This window comes from Bacillus sp. RCC_6_1 (assembly GCF_041360755.1).
Taxonomy (GTDB): Bacteria; Bacillota; Bacilli; order Bacillales; family Bacillaceae_G; genus Bacillus_A; species Bacillus_A cereus.
Genome location: NZ_JBFUPV010000002.1, coordinates 175309 through 195100 on the forward strand (window position 1 = coordinate 175309; position 19792 = coordinate 195100).

The following is a 19792-nucleotide window of genomic DNA, read 5'->3' on the forward strand; positions in this document are numbered from 1 at the left end:
AAGAAGTAGAAGTAATTGCAGAAGCGGAAGAGTCAGAAGAAGTAGAAGGAATTACAGAAACAGAAGAGTCAGAAGAAGCTGAAGTAATTGCGGAAGCAGAAGAGTCAGAAGAAGCTGAAGTAATTGCAGAAATAAACGCGCCTGTAGTAGAGACATTTGTAGCACTTGAGGAAATTCAGCAAGAAGATGAAGCAATTGAACAAAAGAGTGAATTCATATATGTTGCTGAGGCTGATGAACAAACGAAGAAAGATGTTCAAAGCTTTGCGGATGTTTTAATTGCAGAAGAACAACCAGTTGTAGAAGAAGCGCCAGTCGCAGAAGAGCAACAAGTTGTAGAAGAAGCACCGGTCGTAGAAGAGCAATCAGTTGTAGAAGAAGCGCCAGTCGTAGAAGAACAACCAGTTGCCGAGGAAACACTAGTCGCAGAAGAGCAACGAGTTGTAGAAGAGCAACAAGTTGTAGAAGAAGCACCGGTCGTAGAAGAGCAATCAGTTGTAGAAGAAGCGCCAGTCGTAGAAGAACAACCAGTTGCCGAGGAAACACCAGTCGCAGAAGAACAACCAGTTGTACAAAAAGAAGAACCAAAACGTGAGAAAAAGCGTCATGTACCATTTAATGTTGTTATGTTGAAACAAGATAGAACACGATTAATGGAAAGACATGCAGCTAGAGCAAATGCAATGCAGCCTTCTGCTAATGTACGAGTAGAGAATAAGCCAGTGCAACAAGAGGTAGCAGAACCACAAGTGGAAGAACGCCCAGTGCAGCAAGTAGTAGCAAAACCACAAGTGGAAGAGCACCCAGTGCAGCAAGTAGTAGCAAAACCACAAGTGGAAGAGCAAACAATGCAGCAAGTAGTAGCAGAGCCACAAGTGGAAGAACGCCCAGTGCAGCAAGAGGTAGCAGAACCACAAGTGGAAGAGCAACCAATGCAGCAGGTGGTAGCAGAACCACAAGTGGAAGAACGCCCAGTGCAGCAAGTAGTAGCAGAACCACAAGTGGAAGAGCACCCAGTGCAGCAAGTAGTAGCAGAGCCACAAGTGGAAGAACAACCAATACAGCAAGTAGTGGTAGAGCAAGTACAAAAGTCAATTTCAAGTACGGAAGTACAAGAGAAAGCATATGTTGTAAATCAAAGAGAGAACGATATGCGAAATGTATTGCACACACCACCGACATACACTGTTCCGCCATTAGCGCTGTTGTCGATTCCACAGCAATCAGCGTTAGATAATACAGAATGGTTAGAGGAGCAGAAAGAATTATTAGATACAACGTTTAATAATTTTCACGTTGGAGCACATGTTATTAATGTATCGCAAGGGCCAGCAGTAACTCGTTTTGAGGTGCAGCCAGACCCAGGTGTGAAAGTAAATAAAATTACAAATTTAAGTGATGATATTAAGTTAAGCTTAGCTGCGAAAGATATTCGTATTGAAGCACCGATTCCAGGGAAGAGTGCGATTGGAATTGAAGTTCCAAATAAAGAAAGTAAGCCAGTATTTCTTCGCGAAATTTTAAGAAGTCCTGTATTCACAAAGAGTGAATCACCGCTTACTGTTGCGCTTGGACTTGATATTTCAGGGGATCCAATTGTAACGGATATTCGAAAAATGCCGCACGGACTTATTGCGGGTGCAACGGGTTCAGGTAAAAGTGTGTGTATTAACGCGATTTTAACGAGTATTTTATATAAAGCGAAACCACATGAAGTGAAGTTAATGTTAATTGATCCGAAGATGGTTGAGCTTGCACCATACAATGCTGTTCCACATCTTGTAGCACCTGTTATTACGGATGTAAAAGCAGCAACAGCTGCATTAAAATGGGCAGTTGAGGAAATGGAACGTCGTTATGAATTGTTTGCGCACGCAGGTGCTCGTGATTTAACTCGTTATAATACGATTGTAAGTGAGCGAGAAATTCCGGGAGAAACATTACCTTATATCGTTATTGTCATTGACGAGTTAGCCGACTTAATGATGGTAGCACCTGGTGATGTTGAAGAAGCGATTTGTCGTATTGCGCAAAAAGCACGTGCTTGTGGTATTCATTTATTAGTAGCGACGCAGCGTCCATCTGTAGATGTTATTACAGGTTTAATTAAGTCAAACATTCCAACGCGTATTGCGTTTACTGTATCATCTCAAGTTGATTCGCGTACGATTATCGATATTGGTGGCGCGGAGAAATTACTTGGCCGTGGTGATATGTTATTCTTAGGGAACGGTACATCTAAGCCTGTTCGTGTACAAGGTGTATATGTATCAGATGATGAGATTGAAAAGACAGTTGATCATGTGAAAAAGCAAATGAAGCCGAATTACTTATTTAAGCAAGAGGATTTATTAGCGAAAACAGAACAAGCTGAGTCGGAAGACGAATTGTTCTTCGAAGCATGTCAATTTGTTGTAGAACAAGGGGGAGCGTCCACATCTTCTGTACAGCGAAAATTCCGCATCGGTTATAATCGCGCAGCACGTCTCATTGAAGAGATGCAATCGCAAGGAATTATTTCTGAAGCAAGAGGAACGAAGCCAAGAGATGTCCTTATTTCTGAGGATGAATTCGCTGCTATGCAGGAAACAAATGTATAGTAAACGGTTATGCTGTATACTAAGAGAAAATGTTGGATAGTAAAGTAGGGAGTAAAGCGACATGAAAGAAATTGAATTAAAATTAAAAGGTGAAATAAATAGACTAACAAATAAAACATTTAAATTTGACGAACGTGTTGGAGAAGGGTGGTTCTCTGCCGTTTACTTTTTAAAGACTAGAGAAATCATCGAAGAATTTCGCCCGAAAAGTGTTGTAACGATGCAATTTTTCCAAAAGGAAAATGCAGTTCTTTGCGGAACGGATGAAGTAATTGCGTTGCTACAAACATTCGCTAAAAATCCTGAGGAACTTGAGATTAACTCTTTAAAAGATGGCGATAAAATTAGTCCATTTGAAACAGTGTTAACAATTCATGGTCCTTATGAAAATTTCGGATTTTTAGAAGGTGTCATTGATGGGATTTTAGCTCGTCGTACATCGGTTGCGACAAACGTATATAACGTTGTCCAAGCTGCGCGTAGCGTAGATAAAGAAAAACCAGTTATTTTCATGGGAGATCGTGACGATCATTATACACAACAAGCTGGTGACGGTTATGCAGCATACATCGGAGGTATGAGCGCACAAGCGACGCATGCGATGAATGAATGGTGGGGCAAAAGTGGTATGGGGACGATGCCTCACGCATTAATTCAAATGTTTAATGGTGATGTTGTAGAAGCGGCAAAAGCATATCATAAGAAATTTCCAGAAGATGAATTAGTTGTATTAATTGATTACAACAATGATGTCATTACAGATGCACTTCGCGTAGCGCGTGAATTTGGATCAACATTAAAAGGTGTACGTGTAGATACGTCCCGCACGATGATTGATCAATACTTCATTCGCCACCCAGAAGTACTTGGAACATTCGATCCACGTGGTGTAAACCCATCGCTTGTATTCGCACTTCGTAAAGCACTTGATGAAGAAGGATTCCAGCATGTAGACATCGTTGTAACTGGTGGATTTGATGAGAAGCGTATTCGTGAATTTGAAGCTCAAAACGTACCTGTTGACATATACGGGGTAGGAAGTAGCTTATTAAAAATGAATATTGGCTTTACTGGTGATAATGTAGAATTAAATGGGAAACCAGAAGCAAAAGCTGGTCGTAAATATCGTCCAAACCCACGTTTAGAGCGTGTTCAATTAGAAAAAAGAGAAGAGATGTAAAAGAGAGAAAAACTGATAGGTGATTGACCCTATCAGTTTTTCTGTTATCATAGTATAGCGGCTTCTTTTTTGCTATAATGGACTTGTTATGGATATATAAAGAAGTACGTACGAGTTTATCCTGATAAGTGAAGGGAAGAATAACTTCACTACATCAAAAATGTATGATGATTACCAAAATAAGAAAAGATTCATATACTGTCTTATAGATAGGCCGTTGTATTAGTTCGAAATGTTGGAGGTTCTTTAAGATGACAGTTTACCATTTTGTAGGAATTAAAGGAACAGGAATGAGTTCATTAGCGCAAATTCTTCATGATATGAAGCATACTGTTCAAGGGTCTGATTATGAAAAGCGTTTCTTTACACAAACAGCGTTGGAAAAGCGTAGTATCTCGATCCTTCCTTTTGATAAGAATAATGTAGAAGAAGGACAAGTGATTATTGCAGGAAATGCATTTCCTGATACGCATGAAGAAATCGTAGCAGCAAAAGAATTAAACATCCCAGTCCATCGTTACCATCATTTCTTAGGTGACCTGATGAGCCAATACACAAGTGTTGCTGTAACTGGTGCACACGGAAAAACATCAACAACAGGTTTGTTAGCCCATGTAATGCAAGGTGCACACCCGACATCTTACCTTATTGGAGATGGAACAGGGCATGGGGTAGAAAATAGTAAGTATTTTGTATTTGAAGCTTGTGAGTATCGTCGTCATTTCTTGTCTTATAATCCAGACTATGCAATTATGACGAATATTGATTTTGATCATCCAGATTATTTTGCAGACATCAATGATGTATTCAGTGCATTCCAAGAGATGGCATTGCAAGTGAAAAAAGGCATTATTGCATGTGGAGATGATGAAGAACTTCAAAAAATTCAAGCGAAAGTACCTGTTATTTTCTATGGATTTGGAGAAGATAATGATTTCCAAGCACGCAACATCCAAAAGAGAACAGATGGCACGATATTCGATGTATTCGTTCGTAACACGTACTATGATACGTTCAAAATTACAGGATACGGCAATCACAGCGTATTAAATGCGTTAGCAGTAATCGCGCTTTGCCATTATGAAAATGTTGATGTAGAAGCAGTAAAACATCAATTAACAACTTTTGAAGGCGTAAAACGTCGCTTTAATGAAAAGCCGATGGGAGAGCAAGTAATCATCGATGACTACGCACACCATCCGACAGAGATTAATGCAACGATTGAAGCTGCTCGTCAAAAACATCCAGAGCGTGAAATTGTCGCTGTATTCCAGCCACACACATTCTCACGTACAGAAAAGTTCTTAGATGAGTTCGCAGAAAGCCTAAGCAAAGCTGATCAAGTATACTTATGTGATATTTTCGGATCAGCACGCGAAAACAAAGGTGAATTAACAATCGAAGATCTGCAAAAGCGTATTGACGGTGCAGAACTAATTACAGATACAACAACGGATGTATTAAAGAAACATAAAAACGGCGTTCTAATTTTCATGGGCGCAGGAGACATCCAAAAATTCGAAGCAGCTTACGTAAAAGAAGTTCAAGTTGCAGAGAAGTAATAGGAAAGACGCATAGCTTGGCTATGCGTCTTTTTTGTGTGCTATGTTGGCATATATGATTCTTGAGGTTAGTCGATAAGTCGATATATTAGCGTGTATTTCTTTAGTTATAAATGTTAGAATAATAAGAAAAATAAAAAGGGGACCAAAAAACATGTTCACACTTCGAGTAGACGATGAAATCGAATTACAGTTATTAGAGAAGCATCATAAGGAGGAACTATATCAATTAATAGATCAAAACCGTAATCATTTACGAAAATGGCTCCCTTGGGTAGATGGGACGAAATCTGCTGATGCTTATGATGAGATTTTTCCGATGTGGTTAAAGAAATTTGCAGAGGGAGATGGTTTTGAAAGTGGCATACGTTACAAAGGAAAGCTCGTTGGGATGGTAGGTATTCATCCAGTGAGCTGGGGGAAGAAAGCGACGAGTCTTGGGTATTATCTTGCAGAAGATGCTGGCGGGAAAGGTATTATGACGCGTAGTGTGAAGGCTGTACTTCACTATGCATTTGAGAATTTAAAATTAAATAAAATGGAAATTAGATGCGGTGTTGAAAATGTGAAAAGCCGCGCTATTCCAGAACGTTTAGGATTTAAGTTAGATGGCATTTTAAGAGATGATGAATGGCTATATGATCATTTTCACGATATCGCTGTATATAGTTTACTAGCTTCAGAGTGGAAGGAGATTCGATGAACGAGAAGATACGCATTATTCCGTATGAAAGTACGTTTCAAGAGGAAGTAGTAGATCTTATCGTTCATATTCAGCAAAAAGAGTATAATGTTTCAATTACGAAAGAAGAGCAACCTGATTTACTTGAAATAGAAACATTCTATCAAAAGGATTACGGAAACTTTTGGATAGCAATTTATGATGGTAAAGTAGTTGGAACAGTAGCTTTATTAGATATTGAGAATCATCAAGTAGCGTTAAGAAAAATGTTCGTGAAGAAAGAGTTTCGCGGAAAAGAATGGGGCGCATCACATATGTTGCTTCAAACAGCAATTTCATGGGCTGAGGATAAAAAATTGAAAGATATTTACTTAGGAACAACAGTAAAATTTTTAGCGGCACATCGTTTTTATGAAAAGAATGGTTTTGAAAGTGTGAGTATAGACGAGTTGCCGAAAAACTTTCCGGTGCTACAGGTAGATAAGAAATTTTATAGGTACATTTTGTAAAAGGTCATTTAGAAATGGCCTTTTTCTATGAAGCAAAATGGAAATAGTGGTATAATTTGGGTTAGGGGGTGTAGGTATGAACTTTCCAATTCAAAGAAGTAAGTCAGTAGTCATTTTCGTTTGTCTTACGTTAGCGTTTATGTTTATATATCCAATTGTCATGCTTTTCACCAATAAAGCGCATTGGATGTCAGCGTTGATTGGGATGGGTTTATGCTTCATTGTAAATGTACCACTCGTTTGGGAAGTATTTATTAAAAAACATAAAGTAGAAAATGGCGTATTAAAGTACGGTATTTTAAATGATGATATTGTATTAAAAGATGTGAGAATTATACGTCAGGTCGGAAAGTCTCTTGAAATTACGACGAATGCATATAAAGTACATATGGTTGCGATGCCGCAAAATATGGATGAATTCTTGGGGCTTATAGAGAAAGAAAATCCACATGTGAAAATAGAAATGGTAGGAAAGAAATAAAAACGCTCGGCGAAAATTCCGAGCGTTTTTATTATTATTTTAAGTTCTCTGGGTTTAAAGCTTCTAGTTCAGGTACAACGAAGCGTCCGTCTTTACGGATTAGTACGTCGTCGAAGTAAATTTCGCCGCCGCCGTATTCAGGGCGTTGGATGCATACTAAATCCCAGTGGATGTTCGAGTTGTTGCCGTTCCATGCATCGTCGTAAGCTTGTCCAGGAGTGAAGTGGAAGCTGCCATCGATTTTTTCATCGAATAGGATGTCTCCCATTGGATGTAAGATGTATGGGTTTACGCCAATTGCGAACTCACCAACGTAGCGTGCGCCTTCGTCTGTATCGAAGATTTTGTTAATGCGCTCTGTATCGTTTGCAGTTGCTTCAACGATTTGACCGTTCTCAAACTTAAGTTGTACATTTTCAAATGTATAACCGTTGTAAGGAGATGGTGTGTTGTAAGAAACTGTACCGTTAACAGAATCACGAACTGGTGCAGAGTATACTTCACCGTCTGGAATGTTTAAATGACCTGAGCATTTAATTGCTGGAATGTCTTTAATAGAGAATGTTAAGTCAGTTCCAGGACCAGTTAAACGAACTTTATCTGTTTTATTCATTAATGTAACAAGGCTATCCATTGCCTTATCCATTTTACCGTAGTCTAAGTTACATACTTCGAAGTAGAAGTCTTCGAAAGCTTCTGTACTCATTTTAGCAAGCTGTGCCATAGAAGCATTTGGGTAGCGAAGAACAACCCAGCGTGTTTTTGGAACGCGAATGTCTCTATGAACTTTTTTACCAACTGTTTGGCCATGAACTTTCATACGCTCACTTGGAACGTCAGCTTGTTCATTAATATTATCACCAGAGCGAAGGCCGATATAAGCGTCCATGTCTTTCATTACGCTTGCTTCATATGCAGCGATTTGTTCGAAATGTTCTTCAGTAGCACCCATTAATAAAGAGCGATCTACTTGATGATCTTTTAAAGAGACGAATGGGAAACCACCAGCTGCATATGCTTCTTTTACAAGTGCAGTTACAAGTTCTTTTTGTAAGCCAAAGTTTTCAATTAATACTTTTTCACCTTTTTGTAAGCGGATAGAGTAGTTAATTAAATTGTATGCTAACTTTTCAATACGTGGATCTTTCATATGTAAAGCCTCCCTACTAATTATGTATCCTCTCCTATTGTAACCTACTTAGTGGAATTTGTTGAATGATTTATGTTACAGTTAACGAATAAGTATGAAAATTCTAATGATGAGATAGGGATTAGAATGAAACGGAAAATGATTGTATAATAGGGGAAAGTATGAAAAAGATAAAGGAAGTGATGAAATGCAAGTTCTTTTATATGTAAGTGCGGCTATTATCGCGGTTGCTTTCGCAGTATTAGTAGTGTATGTATGCAGAACGTTGTTATCGGTTCAGAAGACGTTGGAAAACGTTGCAAGTACGTTAGAAGGTTTAGAAAAGCAAATGCAAGGAATTAGCGTAGAGACAGAGCAATTATTACATAAAACGAATGCGTTAGCTGATGATATTCAACAGAAGTCACAGTCATTAAATAAAGTGGTAGCGGGTGTAGATGGGATTGGAACGACAATCCAATCTTTAAATACGAAGCTTCGTAATGTATCGGACTCTGTAACGGACGAAATTGAAAATAACGCTGATAAAGTAGCGCAAGTTGTACAGTGGAGCAGTGCGGCGATTGAAGTATACAATCATTACCGTGCGTCGAGACAAGAGAAGAAGGTTGAAAAAGAAGAGCGTAAATTAGAAAGAATTGAGAAAAAAGCTGAAAAGAAAGAGAAGCGCTCTAGATTTCGTATGAGAGGTGAATCGTGATGAATATGACAAAACTTGAAACAATTGAAGAGCTTGAAGTCTTAGTAGAAAAGAACGAGCCGTATGTGCTTTTTAAACATAGTACGACATGCCCGATTAGTCACGGTGCATACACAGAATTTCAAGCGTATTGCAGCGAAGAAAGAGAAGTGCCAGCGTATTACTTATACGTACAAGATGCGAGAGATGTGTCAAATCGTGTTGCAGAACAATACAGTATTAGACATGAATCACCGCAAGTGCTATACATAAAAGATGGGATGGTAGTATGGAATACATCTCATTGGAATATTAAAAAAGATGCTTTAGAAGAGAATATAAAGTAAAAAGAAGCAAGCTAAAGGTGCTTGCTTCTTTTTTTTGTTTTTGTTGAAATATATTTAGTGGTACACTATTAATAGTTCAAACTAAATAACTAGATTGTTGAAAGTAGGTTTTAAGTAATGAAGAAAATGGCATTATCCTTCGCAGTCGTAAGTTTATTACTGGGAGCTTGTAGTAACAATAGTAATACGATTAGTAAGAAGGATGAAGTTATACAAAAAGATACAAAAGAAAAAAGTATGATTCCGAGAACTGCTGTTTCTAAAGATTATTATAGAACTGTTATTCCTTTAAAAGAACAAAAGGTTATTAATACAGCTAATATAAAAACAAATTCTAAATTAGATTTAGCAGAGTATGAAAATGGTTTAATAAATATTGCAACGCAGCAATTTGATACAGAGAGTCACGTACTGCAATTAAACCAGTATATTCCAGAGAAACTAATTGATGAACTAGTTGCGAAAGTAGAAGCGCCAGTTTTGACGAATATTATAGAACAAGACTATTTCGGAAAACAGAATTCAAATGAACTAAGTTTATCTGGTGTTATGATAGGTTTAGCTATGTCTTCAAGTGTATCGAATGAAGAAGCTACGTCTAAAGGGACTGAAGTTGCTAAACAACTTATTGAAGCTATTAACAAAAATGATAAGTATAACAAATCTCCAATTACGTTTGCTATCTTTAAGCAAGAAAGTACTAGTTCTTTAAAAAATGGTACGTATATTGCTAGTGCTACTGTTCAAAAGAATGATACGAACCTTGGAAATTGGAGTACAATTGATGAAAAGTCGTATTCATATCCTTCTGATGAATTTACACAAGCACATGGAGAAGATAATACAAAAATAAATAACTTTGCTAAGGAAATAAAAGGTTTTTCTAATGGAGATTTTATTCCAGTCAACGCTAAAGTTTCTTATAAGAAAGATCAAATGGATACATTAAATATGAATATTGTTATTAAATATAACGGTAAAACAGAATTAATGGCTCTTACCCAATTGGCTGCGCAAGGTATGTTAGACAAATTGCCTAAAGATGCGAAAGTACAATTACAGATCAAGTCCGAAAGTAAAATCGAGGCTGTGATTATAAAAGAGAAAAACAGTGATAAACCGTTTGTTTCCTTCTTGTAAAAAAGACAGTATGTAAACTGTCTTTTTTTATTTTAAATGAAAATATACAACGTTTTTTGATGGTAATTCATTGCTGTATATCGTGTGACAATCGTATATGTATCAGCTATAATAAGTTATCTTAAAAAAGTAACATATAGGAATTTGAAAGAGGTGGCTTTCTTATGGCATCACAACAATTAGGTCGTTTACGTTCTGAAATTGATCAACTTAATTTACAAATATTAGAGTTACTAAACGAAAGAGGTCGTCTCGTACAAGAAGTTGGTAATTTAAAAGAAGTACAAGGTGTGAAACGTTTTGATCCTGTACGTGAAAGAAATATGCTGGATTTAATTGCAGAGAATAATAATGGTCCATTTGAAACTTCGACTTTACAACATATTTTCAAACAAATTTTTCAAGCTGGTTTAGAATTACAAGAAGATGATCATCGTAAAGCATTACTTGTTTCTCGTAAGAAAAAAACAGAAGATACGATTGTTGAAATTAATGGTGAAAAAATTGGTGACGGAAATCAGCATTTTATTATGGGACCGTGTGCAGTGGAAAGTTATGAACAAGTACGTCAAGTTGCTGAAGCAATGAAAGAGCAAGGTCTGAAATTAATGCGTGGTGGTGCGTTCAAACCACGTACTTCACCGTATGATTTTCAAGGTCTTGGATTAGAGGGATTACAAATTTTGCGCCAGGTAGCAGATGAATATGATTTGGCTGTTATTAGTGAAATTTTAAATCCGAATGATATTGAGATGTCATTAGATTACGTTGATGTTATTCAAATTGGTGCTCGCAATATGCAAAACTTTGATTTGCTAAGGGCAGCTGGTGCTGTAAATAAACCAGTATTATTAAAACGTGGTCTATCAGCAACGATTGAAGAATTCATTAATGCGGCAGAATATATTATGGCAAAGGGAAATGGGAACATTATTTTATGTGAACGAGGTATTCGCACGTATGAAAGAGCGACGCGTAATACGCTTGATATTTCCGCTGTGCCGATTTTAAAGAAAGAAACACATTTACCTGTCGTTGTCGATGTAACGCATTCTACAGGGCGACGTGACCTTCTCTTACCAACTGCAAAAGCAGCGATGGCAATTGGTGCAGATGCAATTATGGCTGAAGTACATCCAGATCCAGCTGTAGCTTTATCAGATGCGGCGCAACAAATGAATATACCGCAGTTCAATGATTTTATGAATGAATTAAAATCATTTGGAAGTAAATTATAAAAACTTTTAATAAGCTGTTCCAAAAAGGGATTTTGGAACAGCTTTCTCTTATTGTATAGCGACTGTCATTGTCGATTTTTGTTGGTAAGTTGATATATTTAAAAAATCGCTGATATAATTAGAGTTGCGGTCGATATATTTGGAAAATTGCTGATATATTTCGAGTTACAGTCGATATATTCGAAAAATCGCCGATATAAATTTCATTTACTATCGTACTGCTTAAAATAAGATTTCTACTTAGGAAACATCTATTTTTTTACAAAAAATGCCCTTTTTTCATAAAAAATACGAAAATACGAGAAAAGAAGCGAATTTTTTCGAAACTTTTGCGGGAAAATATTGTATGAGCCTGCGTTTTTATCGTATCATTAGTAAAAGGAAGAACTCGGGACGATTGGTGGCATCTGCAAATAGAGTTGATGTCTTTTTTTCATTCAAGTAACCGATACATAAAAATAGATAACAAAAATAGAAGGAGTGTGCGATGAGATGAACGTAACAATCTATGATGTAGCGCGCGAAGCAAACGTTTCAATGGCTACCGTATCTCGTGTTGTGAACGGTAACCCAAATGTAAAGCCTACAACAAGAAAGAAAGTATTAGAAGCAATTGATCGTTTAGGATACCGCCCGAATGCGGTAGCACGTGGACTAGCAAGTAAGAAGACAACTACAGTAGGTGTTATTATTCCTGATATCTCAAATACGTTTTATGCAGAACTTGCACGTGGAATTGAAGATATCGCAACAATGTACAAATATAACATCATTTTAAGTAACTCTGATCAAAACAAAGAGAAAGAGTTCCATTTATTAAATACGATGCTTGGAAAACAAGTGGACGGAATTGTTTTCATGGGTGAAGATATTACAGACATTCACATTGAAGAATTTAAAAAATCTCCAGTACCAATTGTATTAGCAGCGTCATTTGATGAGCAAAATGAAACGCCATCAGTAAATATTGATTATACACAAGCAGCTTATGATGCAATGAAGCACTTTATCGAGCAAGGACATAAACGTATCGGTTTCGTCTCTGGTCCTTTCATTGATAAAGCGGGAAGTGCGAAGAAGTTACAAGGTTATAAAAAAGCTTTAGAAGAAGCTGGTATTTCATATGATGAAAATCTTGTAATCGATGGAGATTACACATATGACTCAGGTATCGAAGCATTCGAAAAGCTTTGGAGCAATGATGAAAAGCCAACAGCAATCTTCGTATCTTCTGATGAAATGGCACTAGGTGTAATCCATGCAGCACAAGACGCTGGATTAAACGTACCAACTGACGTAGAAGTACTTGGTTTCGATAATACACGTCTTGCATTAATGGTTCGTCCGCAGCTTTCAACAGTTGTTCAACCGATGTATGATATCGGCGCAGTAGCAATGCGTTTATTAACAAAGTATATGAACAAAGAAAAAGTGGAAGATCACACTGTTATCTTACCTCACCGTATCCAATTTAGAGATTCAACGAAGTAAGTATAAAAAAGCTCACAGCATTTGCTGTGAGCTTTTATTCGTATTCAGGATAGTATTTTTGTACGACTGCATTTACCATTTCGTCTTTCTTAACGTGTAAAAATCTTGCGTACAGTTCTTTTCCGGTTTCAAATGGTGTATCGTCTAATTCAAACACATGCAACACTTTTCGGAACTTCCACGTTATTTGCTCACCGTACATATTATCGTACGTATCTTCAGATTGTATAGCAATTTTTTTACACAGTTCGTGAGCATCTTCTAAATTGTTTGCTTTAACAAGAATAATACTTTCTTCAAAAAGTGTATCGTGATTCTCTTCATAATGCCTTCGCTATAGATGGGGCTATTCCTTGTTATATGTCACATAAGTGCAAATTTAACTATTATAGGGCAATGTCATGTATAATAGAAAGAAAAGGCTTGTGAGGGGGGAAAAGAGATGATCGTTCTTTGGATAATTACGCTTTGTATGACTGCTATTTTTGCATATATGACGTTAAAACAAAATGGTTTAAAGCGATTTGTTCCAGGAAGTATTCTTGCAGGAATTGCCCTTATCACGTATGTAATTTCTATTTTTATTGAAAGTGTATCAGTAGATATGAGCACAAGTTTAATGTTTATTGGTATTACACTATTTGCAGGTAGCATTATGGTACTTATGGTTGCTGGTATTATTTTATTTATTCATATGAATTCGGAAACGTTATAGCATATAGAAAAGGCATGTCCAGAGGGACATGCCTTTTTATCCGTTCAATTATGCTCTATCTTTAGAAGAGTTTTGCTGTTTTAGTAAGTCGCGAATTTCGCCAAGAAGAACTTCTTCTTTTGTTGGTTCTGGAATTTCTTCCTCTTTTTCTTCTTCTTCTTTTTTAGATGTTAGTTTGTTGAAAACTTTAACAAACATAAAGATAGAAGCTGCGATAATTAAGAAGTCAAAAATTGTTTGGATGAAGTTACCATACATAACAGCAGATTTACCGTATCCAAAGTGTAAATCTGTAAAGTCAACGCCACCTAATACCATACCAAGTAATGGTGTGATGATATCTTTTACTAAAGAACTAACGATTTTACCGAATGCAGCACCGATTACAACCCCGACAGCTAAATCAACGACATTCCCTTTGAAAGCGAATTTTTTAAACTCGTTCCACATGTGTTAATCCCATCCTTTCCACGATTCATTATGAAATTTATAATTCCTATCAACATATTCTATAGAAATTTACGAGAGAAATAAAGAGGGAATGGGAATGAAAGTAAATTCTGAAAAATGTATCCGTTTTAATTTTTATTTACATCATCTAGTAAAGATTGTAGCATTTGCTGCGTTTTTAATCCTTCTAATCCGTCTACAACAGGCTTTGTATCGCCTTGTACACACTCAATAAAATGATGAACAGCATCTTCAAAACCACGTTGTTTTAACGTCGTATCCCATGATGGGGAACCACTTTGTGAAACTGAGTTTTCCTGTTCAATTTCAAATGTATTCATATTTTTTACGCGAATGATTTTCCCTGGCGTTACAAGTTCAATTTGTTCTAAATTTGTACCGGCATGGCGATGCATTGCAGTAGAAAGTAATAGTCCACTTGGAGTTGTATATGTATGATGTCCGTAAAGAAGTTCATTCTTTTCATTGATTTGCATCATATTGTGAACGGCGTTAAGGTCATCATTAGCTAACCAGCGAGCGGTATCTACAATGTGTAAATAATCATCTAACATAGTGAAGTCGTACGTATATGGCCCGACTTTATTTGTACGATGCTTTTCAATTCGAATCCATGAAATATCATGAGCCTGTTCTTTGGCAGCGACATACATAGGAACGAATCTGCGATTAAATCCGACCATTAATTTTCGGTTATACTTCTCGCTCAACTCGACTAGTTGCTCAGCTTGTTCCACTGTAGCTGCTAGCGGTTTATCAACATAAACGTCGATTCCTTTTTTTAGAAGTTCAGAAACGATTTCATAATGCGATGCAGTTGAACTATGAACGAAGATTGCATCGCATTCCGAAGCTAACATTTCAATAGAATGAAAGTCTTGAATTCGGTATTGCTGGCAAACTTGTTTTCTTTTCTGTGCGTTAGGTGTAAACGCCCCTACAAAATTCCAATCAGTTTCTTTTGTAAGTGTTGGAAGATAGGCCTTTTGCGCAATACTTCCAAGTCCAATCATTCCGATTTTAGGTATATTCATTTTATCTCCGCCTTATTATTCAATATTTATATGCCGGAATAAATGTAGCATAGGATAGCTGAGAATGGCAAAAATGAAGAATCTATATTGAGAGATTCTTTATATCATAGTAAGTTCGCTGTCGCTTAATAATTTGTGTAGCATTTTTTCTTGATTTTGTTTAGCTGTTTTATTCCCTGTTTTAGCGTATAAGGAAATTAAATGGTGATACGTATTTTCTTCAAATGGATTCATAGATTGCATACGCATGCAAATATCAATTGCTTCAGTGTAACTCGCGCCTTCTATATAAAAACGAATAAGGGAAAAGGCGTGTTGAAAATATAAGTTTTGTAATCTTGTTCTTTCTCCTTCGCTCCACCAATAGTCCATATCAATAAGGTAATCTCCAGTATATAAAGAGAGGCATGCAATGTATTTATCTAATGTATCGCTACATATTTCTTTTGGAAGAGCGGCTGCTGCTTGTTCGAATAGATCAACATCAATCAAAATGTTTTGTAAATCGAGTTTATATCCGTCATTCACTCGAGTAATGTTTACATTCATTTCGTAAGCATGGATGGTTCTTCGAATTTGATATATGGCTGAATGTAGATTTACTCTTGCTTGTTCTAAATCAGTATTTGACCAGAGTAATTCAATTAAAGTATCTCTATTAATAACTTTATTTCGATTATGAACTAAAAATAAAAATAGTTCTTTCGCTTTTTTTGTGCGCCATTTTTCTAGGGGGATTTTTTTGTCTTTTTCATGATCTACATAATATAACTCACCAAGGCAATTGAGTATCGAAGTTTCTATTGTAGAGGAATTAGTTGTTTCAATCGTCATGCTTTGCATAAGACGTTGAATAGTGTTATGCAATCTTTCCCTCGTAATAGGTTTCATAATGTAATCCAATGCATAAATTTCAAATGCTTCAACCGCATAACGGTCGTGTCCTGTAATGAAAACTATTTTTATATTTTTATGTTTTGATTGTAGTTCGCGGGCTAACATAACGCCATTTTTTTCAGGTATCTCAATATCAAGAAATGCGACATCAATTGTATGATCTTTACTATAAAAACTAAGAGATTCACAATCATCAAAGCAAACGATATCTTTAAAAATTTGAAGTTCTTTTAACATCTTTTCAAGTCTTTGGAGTATTAATGGTTCATCATCAACAATAATTGCCTTCATAGTTCATTACCTCTTTCTTACAATCTTGTTTAATGATTTAACTCAAGTCATATCACCAATAAATATTTAGACAAAATAGGACATTTTTCATTCCTCCATAAATAACCATAAATATTACATGGTAATTATTTGTAAGTACTATTATAAATGATTCTTATTAATTGTTATATACGATAAATTATTTAAATATTTCTATTTTTTGATTTTTTGTTCAGTTTTTGTTCAGTGTCCCAATTTATACTTTGAGCGTAAAAGTAATTTAGCGAAAAAGGGGGAAATGAGGCGAGATAAATTTATGTTAAGTGAGAGGATGGAACGATGAAGAAGAACGTCACATTATTTATGTTGCTTCTACTCGTATTTCAAGTGATTAGCCCAGGGATAATAGCGGTTGCTGCTAATACGGTGGAAGCGGTGCAGCATAAGGTAACAACTAAATCGACAGGGAATATGTGTTTAAGGGAGCATGAAGGGGAGCTAAGTTTTAAGTGGCCAGCACCAAAACAAAAGAAAGTTGATTTTGTTATTGTGCAAGATGCAAGTGGAAGTTTCAAAGGCACAATGCCAAATGTGAAAAAAGCATTGAGCAATATCGTAGATGAACTAAATCCTGCGACGGATCGGATTATGGTAACGAGTTATCAAGATTATAAGGGATATAAAGCTAGTGACGGTCGTGTACTTGAAAGTAGAGGTAATGGGATTAAAACAACCTTGCAAGCAGGATTAACTAATAACTTTACCTCAGCAAAGAATGGCATCAATAAAATAACTCCAGATAGCGGTACACCAACTGCCAGTGGTCTTCAGTTTGCGTTAGCTGAGTATGAGAAAGCGAAGGGACAAAATGATCCAGACCGAGAAACAGTTTTTCTGCTTGTTACAGATGGTGTTGCTAACATTCGAAAGGATGGCTATATTTACAAATTAACAAATCAACTAACGGATCAGGGCACAGGTTATAGGTCGAATGAATATGGGCAAGATTATGTAGGTGCTTTGAAGGAAGTAACTACAGAGGCTCAAAATATAAAAAACGCGGGATATAAACTTGTTACAGCTTTTTGGGAAGATAAAAGTATACTAGCAGCATCTGACCAATATTATACTAAGTACGATAAAGAAGTAGGTCCATATGCAAGGCAAGAGTTAAAAAAGATGGCAACAAAACCGGAATGGTTTGTACTGGCAAATGATATTGAAGAGTTTACAAAAAATTTAATTGAAACCGTTACAAAAGTGACAAAAAAAGAAAAAGATAAGTTGATTTTAAATATTAATAATGATTTGCTCGTAACAGGTGTGCAAGGGTCTGGTCCAAATGGTGTTAATACAAAGCCTGTTATACAAGGGAAACAGATCATTTGGGATTTAGACGGACAGCCAGAAGGAACGTATAAAGTCACTTATAAGGTGAAGGAAAAAACACCGCAATCGAAAGAATTTAATGTTGCGGATGGATATTTTATGTTCTTTGATCAAAAGTTTGATATTCAAGCCGTCAAGGCACTTCCGAATGAAAATGCTACTAAGTGTAATACGGCGGTAACGAAAAAAGTTTCTGATTCAGATCAAAAACTGGTCGATGAGGCATTGTTAAATTCATTGCATGAAGAATTTGTATATGATGTCAATTACAACTTTGGATTTGATATGGAGTCAAAACAAGAAATCGTTATACAAGATGATTTGGAAGATATTTTAGAAGTTTTAGAGACGAAATTAGTAAATGAAAAAGGCGAAGTTGTAAATATAGCGCCAGTTATAGATAAAGAAAAGTCAATTGTAACGTATAAGTTGCCAAAGCAAAATGATTCGTACGCGTATTTAGCTGGTGGACAATATCGATTAACGATTAAAGCGAAGATAAAGATTGGTACAAATATCGATGTGATCAAAGGGTACCTAGATAAAGGTGGCGTTCCGAATACGGCAAAGCTCATTATAGATAACAATCCAGTTGTTTCTAATAAAGTCATTGTGAAGCCACCAATTGAAGAACCGAAATTACGCAAGACTGTATCGGATGATGATGAAAAGAACGTGGAAAAGGCTACATTATCCAATGTAAAAGAGAAGTTTGTTTGGAATGTGCAGTATGAATTTGGAAGTTCACCAAGTGGATACGATTCTATCGTATTACAAGATGATTTAGAAGATGTTTTAGACATATTAGATGTGAAGGTCATCAATAAAAAAGGTGAAGTCGTAAATATAAAACCAAAAATTGATACTGCTAAGAAACAGGTAATGATTGAAGTACCGAAGCAAGAAGGAAGTTATGTGTATTTAACAGGTGAAGTATATACGGTGCAAATTACATCTAAAATTGCTGATGGTGTAAATCAATCAGAATTAGCACGTTATATAGTAAAAGGTGGAATCCCAAATACAGCAGAGTTAGTACTAAATAATAAGTCAGTGAAATCTAACGAAGTGTATGTGGTTCCTCCGAAGGAAAAACCGAAAGTAACAAAAACCGTTTCTACTCAAAATGAGAAAGAAGTGGAAAAGGGTACATTGCAAGAGAGAAATGAAGAGCTTACTTGGAATGTAGCATATCAATTTGGTAATGATACAGCAAATTTAGAGAAGGTTACCTTACAAGATGACTTAGAGGATATTCTAGATATTTTAGATGTGAAGCTTATGAATGAAAAAGGTGAAGTTGTAAAAGTAACACCGAACATTGATAAGCAAACAAAGAAAGTGACAATTGAGTTAGAGAAGAAAGATGGTTCATATGCGTATTTAGCTGGTTTAAAGTACACGATGCATATTAAAAGCAAGATAGCAGAAGGTACACCAGTAGAGGTGTTAGCGAAATATATTGCAAATGGCGGCGTGCCAAATATAGCAGAGCTCATATTTGATAATACGCCAATTAGTTCGAATAAAGTAGTTGTTATTCCGCCATCTATAGGTAAGATCGAAATTGAAAAGGTAGATGCAGCTGATGAAAATATTAAGTTGCAACATGCGGAATTTCAAGTTTTTAACCAAGAAGGAAAAGAAGTTGGAAAGTTAATTACAGATGAAAATGGCAAGGCTAGCTTAGAGAAACTACCGTTTGGAAAATATACGATTAAAGAAGTGAAAGCGCCGAATGGATATATGTTGCTCCGTGATCCAATTGAGGTCGAGGTAACGGCAGCGACACCTACACAAACGTTAAAAGTAGAAAACAAAAAAAGCGAGTGGGAAATTCCAAACACAGGCGGTGCTGGAACAAATGTATTTTATTTAATTGGTACTTTTTTAATGATTGTAGTTGTATTTTTGTTTTTCCATAAGAGAAATAGTAATTACTAGAATATTAAATTGG

At 36.2% G+C, this 19792-nt stretch carries 17 protein-coding genes and 1 pseudogene; 13 read left to right on the top strand and 5 right to left on the bottom strand.

Annotated elements, in window-relative coordinates; translation table 11 throughout:
* From AB6801_RS06985 to AB6801_RS07010, 6 genes are all read left to right on the top strand, one after another.
* A partial coding sequence (locus AB6801_RS06985) for a DNA translocase FtsK (protein WP_370941045.1) occupies positions 1 to 2600 on the top strand: 2600 nt, incomplete at its 5' end.
* A gap of 61 nt (positions 2601 to 2661) precedes the next feature.
* On the top strand, positions 2662 to 3780 hold the full coding sequence (locus tag AB6801_RS06990) for a nicotinate phosphoribosyltransferase (RefSeq protein WP_000658370.1): 1119 nt from the start codon (positions 2662 to 2664) through the stop codon (positions 3778 to 3780).
* 251 nt (positions 3781 to 4031) lie between these two features.
* Positions 4032 to 5342 carry a UDP-N-acetylmuramate--L-alanine ligase gene (gene murC, locus AB6801_RS06995; RefSeq protein WP_000219468.1) on the top strand — a complete coding sequence of 437 codons (1311 nt, stop codon included), beginning with the start codon at positions 4032 to 4034 and terminating at the stop codon, positions 5340 to 5342.
* 154 nt (positions 5343 to 5496) lie between these two features.
* Complete coding sequence (locus tag AB6801_RS07000) at positions 5497 to 6045, top strand: GNAT family N-acetyltransferase (protein ID WP_087967221.1); 549 nt, start codon at positions 5497 to 5499, stop codon at positions 6043 to 6045.
* Positions 6042 to 6533, top strand: a complete 492-nt coding sequence (locus AB6801_RS07005; protein ID WP_087967223.1) for a GNAT family N-acetyltransferase — start codon at positions 6042 to 6044, stop codon at positions 6531 to 6533. The genes AB6801_RS07000 and AB6801_RS07005 overlap by 4 nt, the downstream gene beginning before the upstream one ends.
* Positions 6534 to 6609: 76 nt before the next feature.
* Complete coding sequence (locus AB6801_RS07010) at positions 6610 to 7014, top strand: PH domain-containing protein (RefSeq protein ID WP_001010629.1); 405 nt, start codon at positions 6610 to 6612, stop codon at positions 7012 to 7014.
* A gap of 34 nt (positions 7015 to 7048) precedes the next feature.
* Here the strand turns inward: AB6801_RS07010 and AB6801_RS07015 are convergent, their stop codons facing one another.
* On the bottom strand, positions 7049 to 8164 hold the full coding sequence (locus tag AB6801_RS07015) for an aminopeptidase (protein ID WP_000654731.1): 1116 nt from the start codon (positions 8162 to 8164) through the stop codon (positions 7049 to 7051).
* Between the two features lie 187 nt (positions 8165 to 8351).
* Here AB6801_RS07015 and AB6801_RS07020 point away from each other — a divergent pair, with 187 nt between their 5' ends.
* From AB6801_RS07020 to ccpA, 5 genes are all read left to right on the top strand, one after another.
* The gene (locus tag AB6801_RS07020; RefSeq protein WP_001197720.1) at positions 8352 to 8864 is read left to right on the top strand and encodes a DUF948 domain-containing protein; all 513 of its coding nucleotides are present in this window, start codon (positions 8352 to 8354) and stop codon (positions 8862 to 8864) included.
* Entirely contained in the window at positions 8864 to 9190 is a 327-nt protein-coding gene (gene ytxJ, locus AB6801_RS07025; protein WP_001057469.1) for a bacillithiol system redox-active protein YtxJ, read from the top strand. The genes AB6801_RS07020 and ytxJ overlap by 1 nt, the downstream gene beginning before the upstream one ends.
* A 117-nt stretch (positions 9191 to 9307) precedes the next feature.
* Entirely contained in the window at positions 9308 to 10330 is a 1023-nt protein-coding gene (locus tag AB6801_RS07030; RefSeq protein ID WP_097999536.1) for a CamS family sex pheromone protein, read from the top strand.
* Between the two features lie 164 nt (positions 10331 to 10494).
* Positions 10495 to 11568, top strand: coding sequence for a bifunctional 3-deoxy-7-phosphoheptulonate synthase/chorismate mutase (locus AB6801_RS07035; RefSeq protein ID WP_000168204.1), 1074 nt, complete (start codon positions 10495 to 10497; stop codon positions 11566 to 11568).
* 492 nt (positions 11569 to 12060) lie between these two features.
* Complete coding sequence (ccpA, locus tag AB6801_RS07040) at positions 12061 to 13059, top strand: catabolite control protein A (RefSeq protein WP_001103297.1); 999 nt, start codon at positions 12061 to 12063, stop codon at positions 13057 to 13059.
* 34 nt (positions 13060 to 13093) lie between these two features.
* On the opposite strand, the pseudogene AB6801_RS07045 reads toward ccpA, so the two are convergent.
* Positions 13094 to 13387, bottom strand: a pseudogene (locus AB6801_RS07045) (DUF4288 domain-containing protein); the annotation flags it as partial.
* A 114-nt stretch (positions 13388 to 13501) separates the two neighbouring features.
* On the opposite strand from AB6801_RS07045, the gene AB6801_RS07050 reads away from it, so the two are divergent.
* Positions 13502 to 13774, top strand: a complete 273-nt coding sequence (locus AB6801_RS07050; RefSeq protein WP_000636589.1) for a DUF3917 domain-containing protein — start codon at positions 13502 to 13504, stop codon at positions 13772 to 13774.
* A 48-nt stretch (positions 13775 to 13822) separates the two neighbouring features.
* On the opposite strand, the gene mscL is transcribed toward AB6801_RS07050, so the two are convergent.
* The 3 genes from mscL to AB6801_RS07065 all read right to left on the bottom strand — a co-directional run bounded on the left by mscL (position 13823) and on the right by AB6801_RS07065 (position 16467).
* The gene (gene mscL, locus AB6801_RS07055; protein ID WP_000267010.1) at positions 13823 to 14224 is read right to left on the bottom strand and encodes a large conductance mechanosensitive channel protein MscL; all 402 of its coding nucleotides are present in this window, start codon (positions 14222 to 14224) and stop codon (positions 13823 to 13825) included.
* Positions 14225 to 14352: 128 nt separating this feature from the next.
* Entirely contained in the window at positions 14353 to 15279 is a 927-nt protein-coding gene (locus tag AB6801_RS07060) for a Gfo/Idh/MocA family protein (RefSeq protein ID WP_098340780.1), read from the bottom strand.
* A 99-nt stretch (positions 15280 to 15378) separates the two neighbouring features.
* Positions 15379 to 16467 (bottom strand): response regulator, encoded by a 1089-nt coding sequence (locus AB6801_RS07065; protein WP_370941046.1) that lies wholly within the window; start codon positions 16465 to 16467, stop codon positions 15379 to 15381.
* Positions 16468 to 16785: 318 nt separating this feature from the next.
* Between AB6801_RS07065 and AB6801_RS07070 the strand changes: the two genes are divergently transcribed.
* Entirely contained in the window at positions 16786 to 19779 is a 2994-nt protein-coding gene (locus tag AB6801_RS07070; RefSeq protein WP_098340782.1) for an isopeptide-forming domain-containing fimbrial protein, read from the top strand.
* Positions 19780 to 19792: the final 13 nt, after the last annotated feature.

Excerpts from the sequence above, each read along its gene's own strand:
- AB6801_RS06990 (WP_000658370.1), top strand. The coding sequence starts at position 2,662 with ATGAAAGAAATTGAATTAAAATTAAAAGGTGAAATAAATAGACTAACA.
- murC (WP_000219468.1), top strand. The coding sequence starts at position 4,032 with ATGACAGTTTACCATTTTGTAGGAATTAAAGGAACAGGAATGAGTTCA.
- AB6801_RS07000 (WP_087967221.1), top strand. The coding sequence starts at position 5,497 with ATGTTCACACTTCGAGTAGACGATGAAATCGAATTACAGTTATTAGAG.
- AB6801_RS07005 (WP_087967223.1), top strand. The coding sequence starts at position 6,042 with ATGAACGAGAAGATACGCATTATTCCGTATGAAAGTACGTTTCAAGAG.
- AB6801_RS07010 (WP_001010629.1), top strand. The coding sequence starts at position 6,610 with ATGAACTTTCCAATTCAAAGAAGTAAGTCAGTAGTCATTTTCGTTTGT.
- AB6801_RS07015 (WP_000654731.1), bottom strand. The coding sequence starts at position 8,164 with ATGAAAGATCCACGTATTGAAAAGTTAGCATACAATTTAATTAACTAC.
- AB6801_RS07020 (WP_001197720.1), top strand. The coding sequence starts at position 8,352 with ATGCAAGTTCTTTTATATGTAAGTGCGGCTATTATCGCGGTTGCTTTC.
- ytxJ (WP_001057469.1), top strand. The coding sequence starts at position 8,864 with ATGAATATGACAAAACTTGAAACAATTGAAGAGCTTGAAGTCTTAGTA.
- AB6801_RS07030 (WP_097999536.1), top strand. The coding sequence starts at position 9,308 with ATGAAGAAAATGGCATTATCCTTCGCAGTCGTAAGTTTATTACTGGGA.
- AB6801_RS07035 (WP_000168204.1), top strand. The coding sequence starts at position 10,495 with ATGGCATCACAACAATTAGGTCGTTTACGTTCTGAAATTGATCAACTT.
- ccpA (WP_001103297.1), top strand. The coding sequence starts at position 12,061 with ATGAACGTAACAATCTATGATGTAGCGCGCGAAGCAAACGTTTCAATG.
- AB6801_RS07050 (WP_000636589.1), top strand. The coding sequence starts at position 13,502 with ATGATCGTTCTTTGGATAATTACGCTTTGTATGACTGCTATTTTTGCA.
- mscL (WP_000267010.1), bottom strand. The coding sequence starts at position 14,224 with ATGTGGAACGAGTTTAAAAAATTCGCTTTCAAAGGGAATGTCGTTGAT.
- AB6801_RS07060 (WP_098340780.1), bottom strand. The coding sequence starts at position 15,279 with ATGAATATACCTAAAATCGGAATGATTGGACTTGGAAGTATTGCGCAA.
- AB6801_RS07065 (WP_370941046.1), bottom strand. The coding sequence starts at position 16,467 with ATGAAGGCAATTATTGTTGATGATGAACCATTAATACTCCAAAGACTT.
- AB6801_RS07070 (WP_098340782.1), top strand. The coding sequence starts at position 16,786 with ATGAAGAAGAACGTCACATTATTTATGTTGCTTCTACTCGTATTTCAA.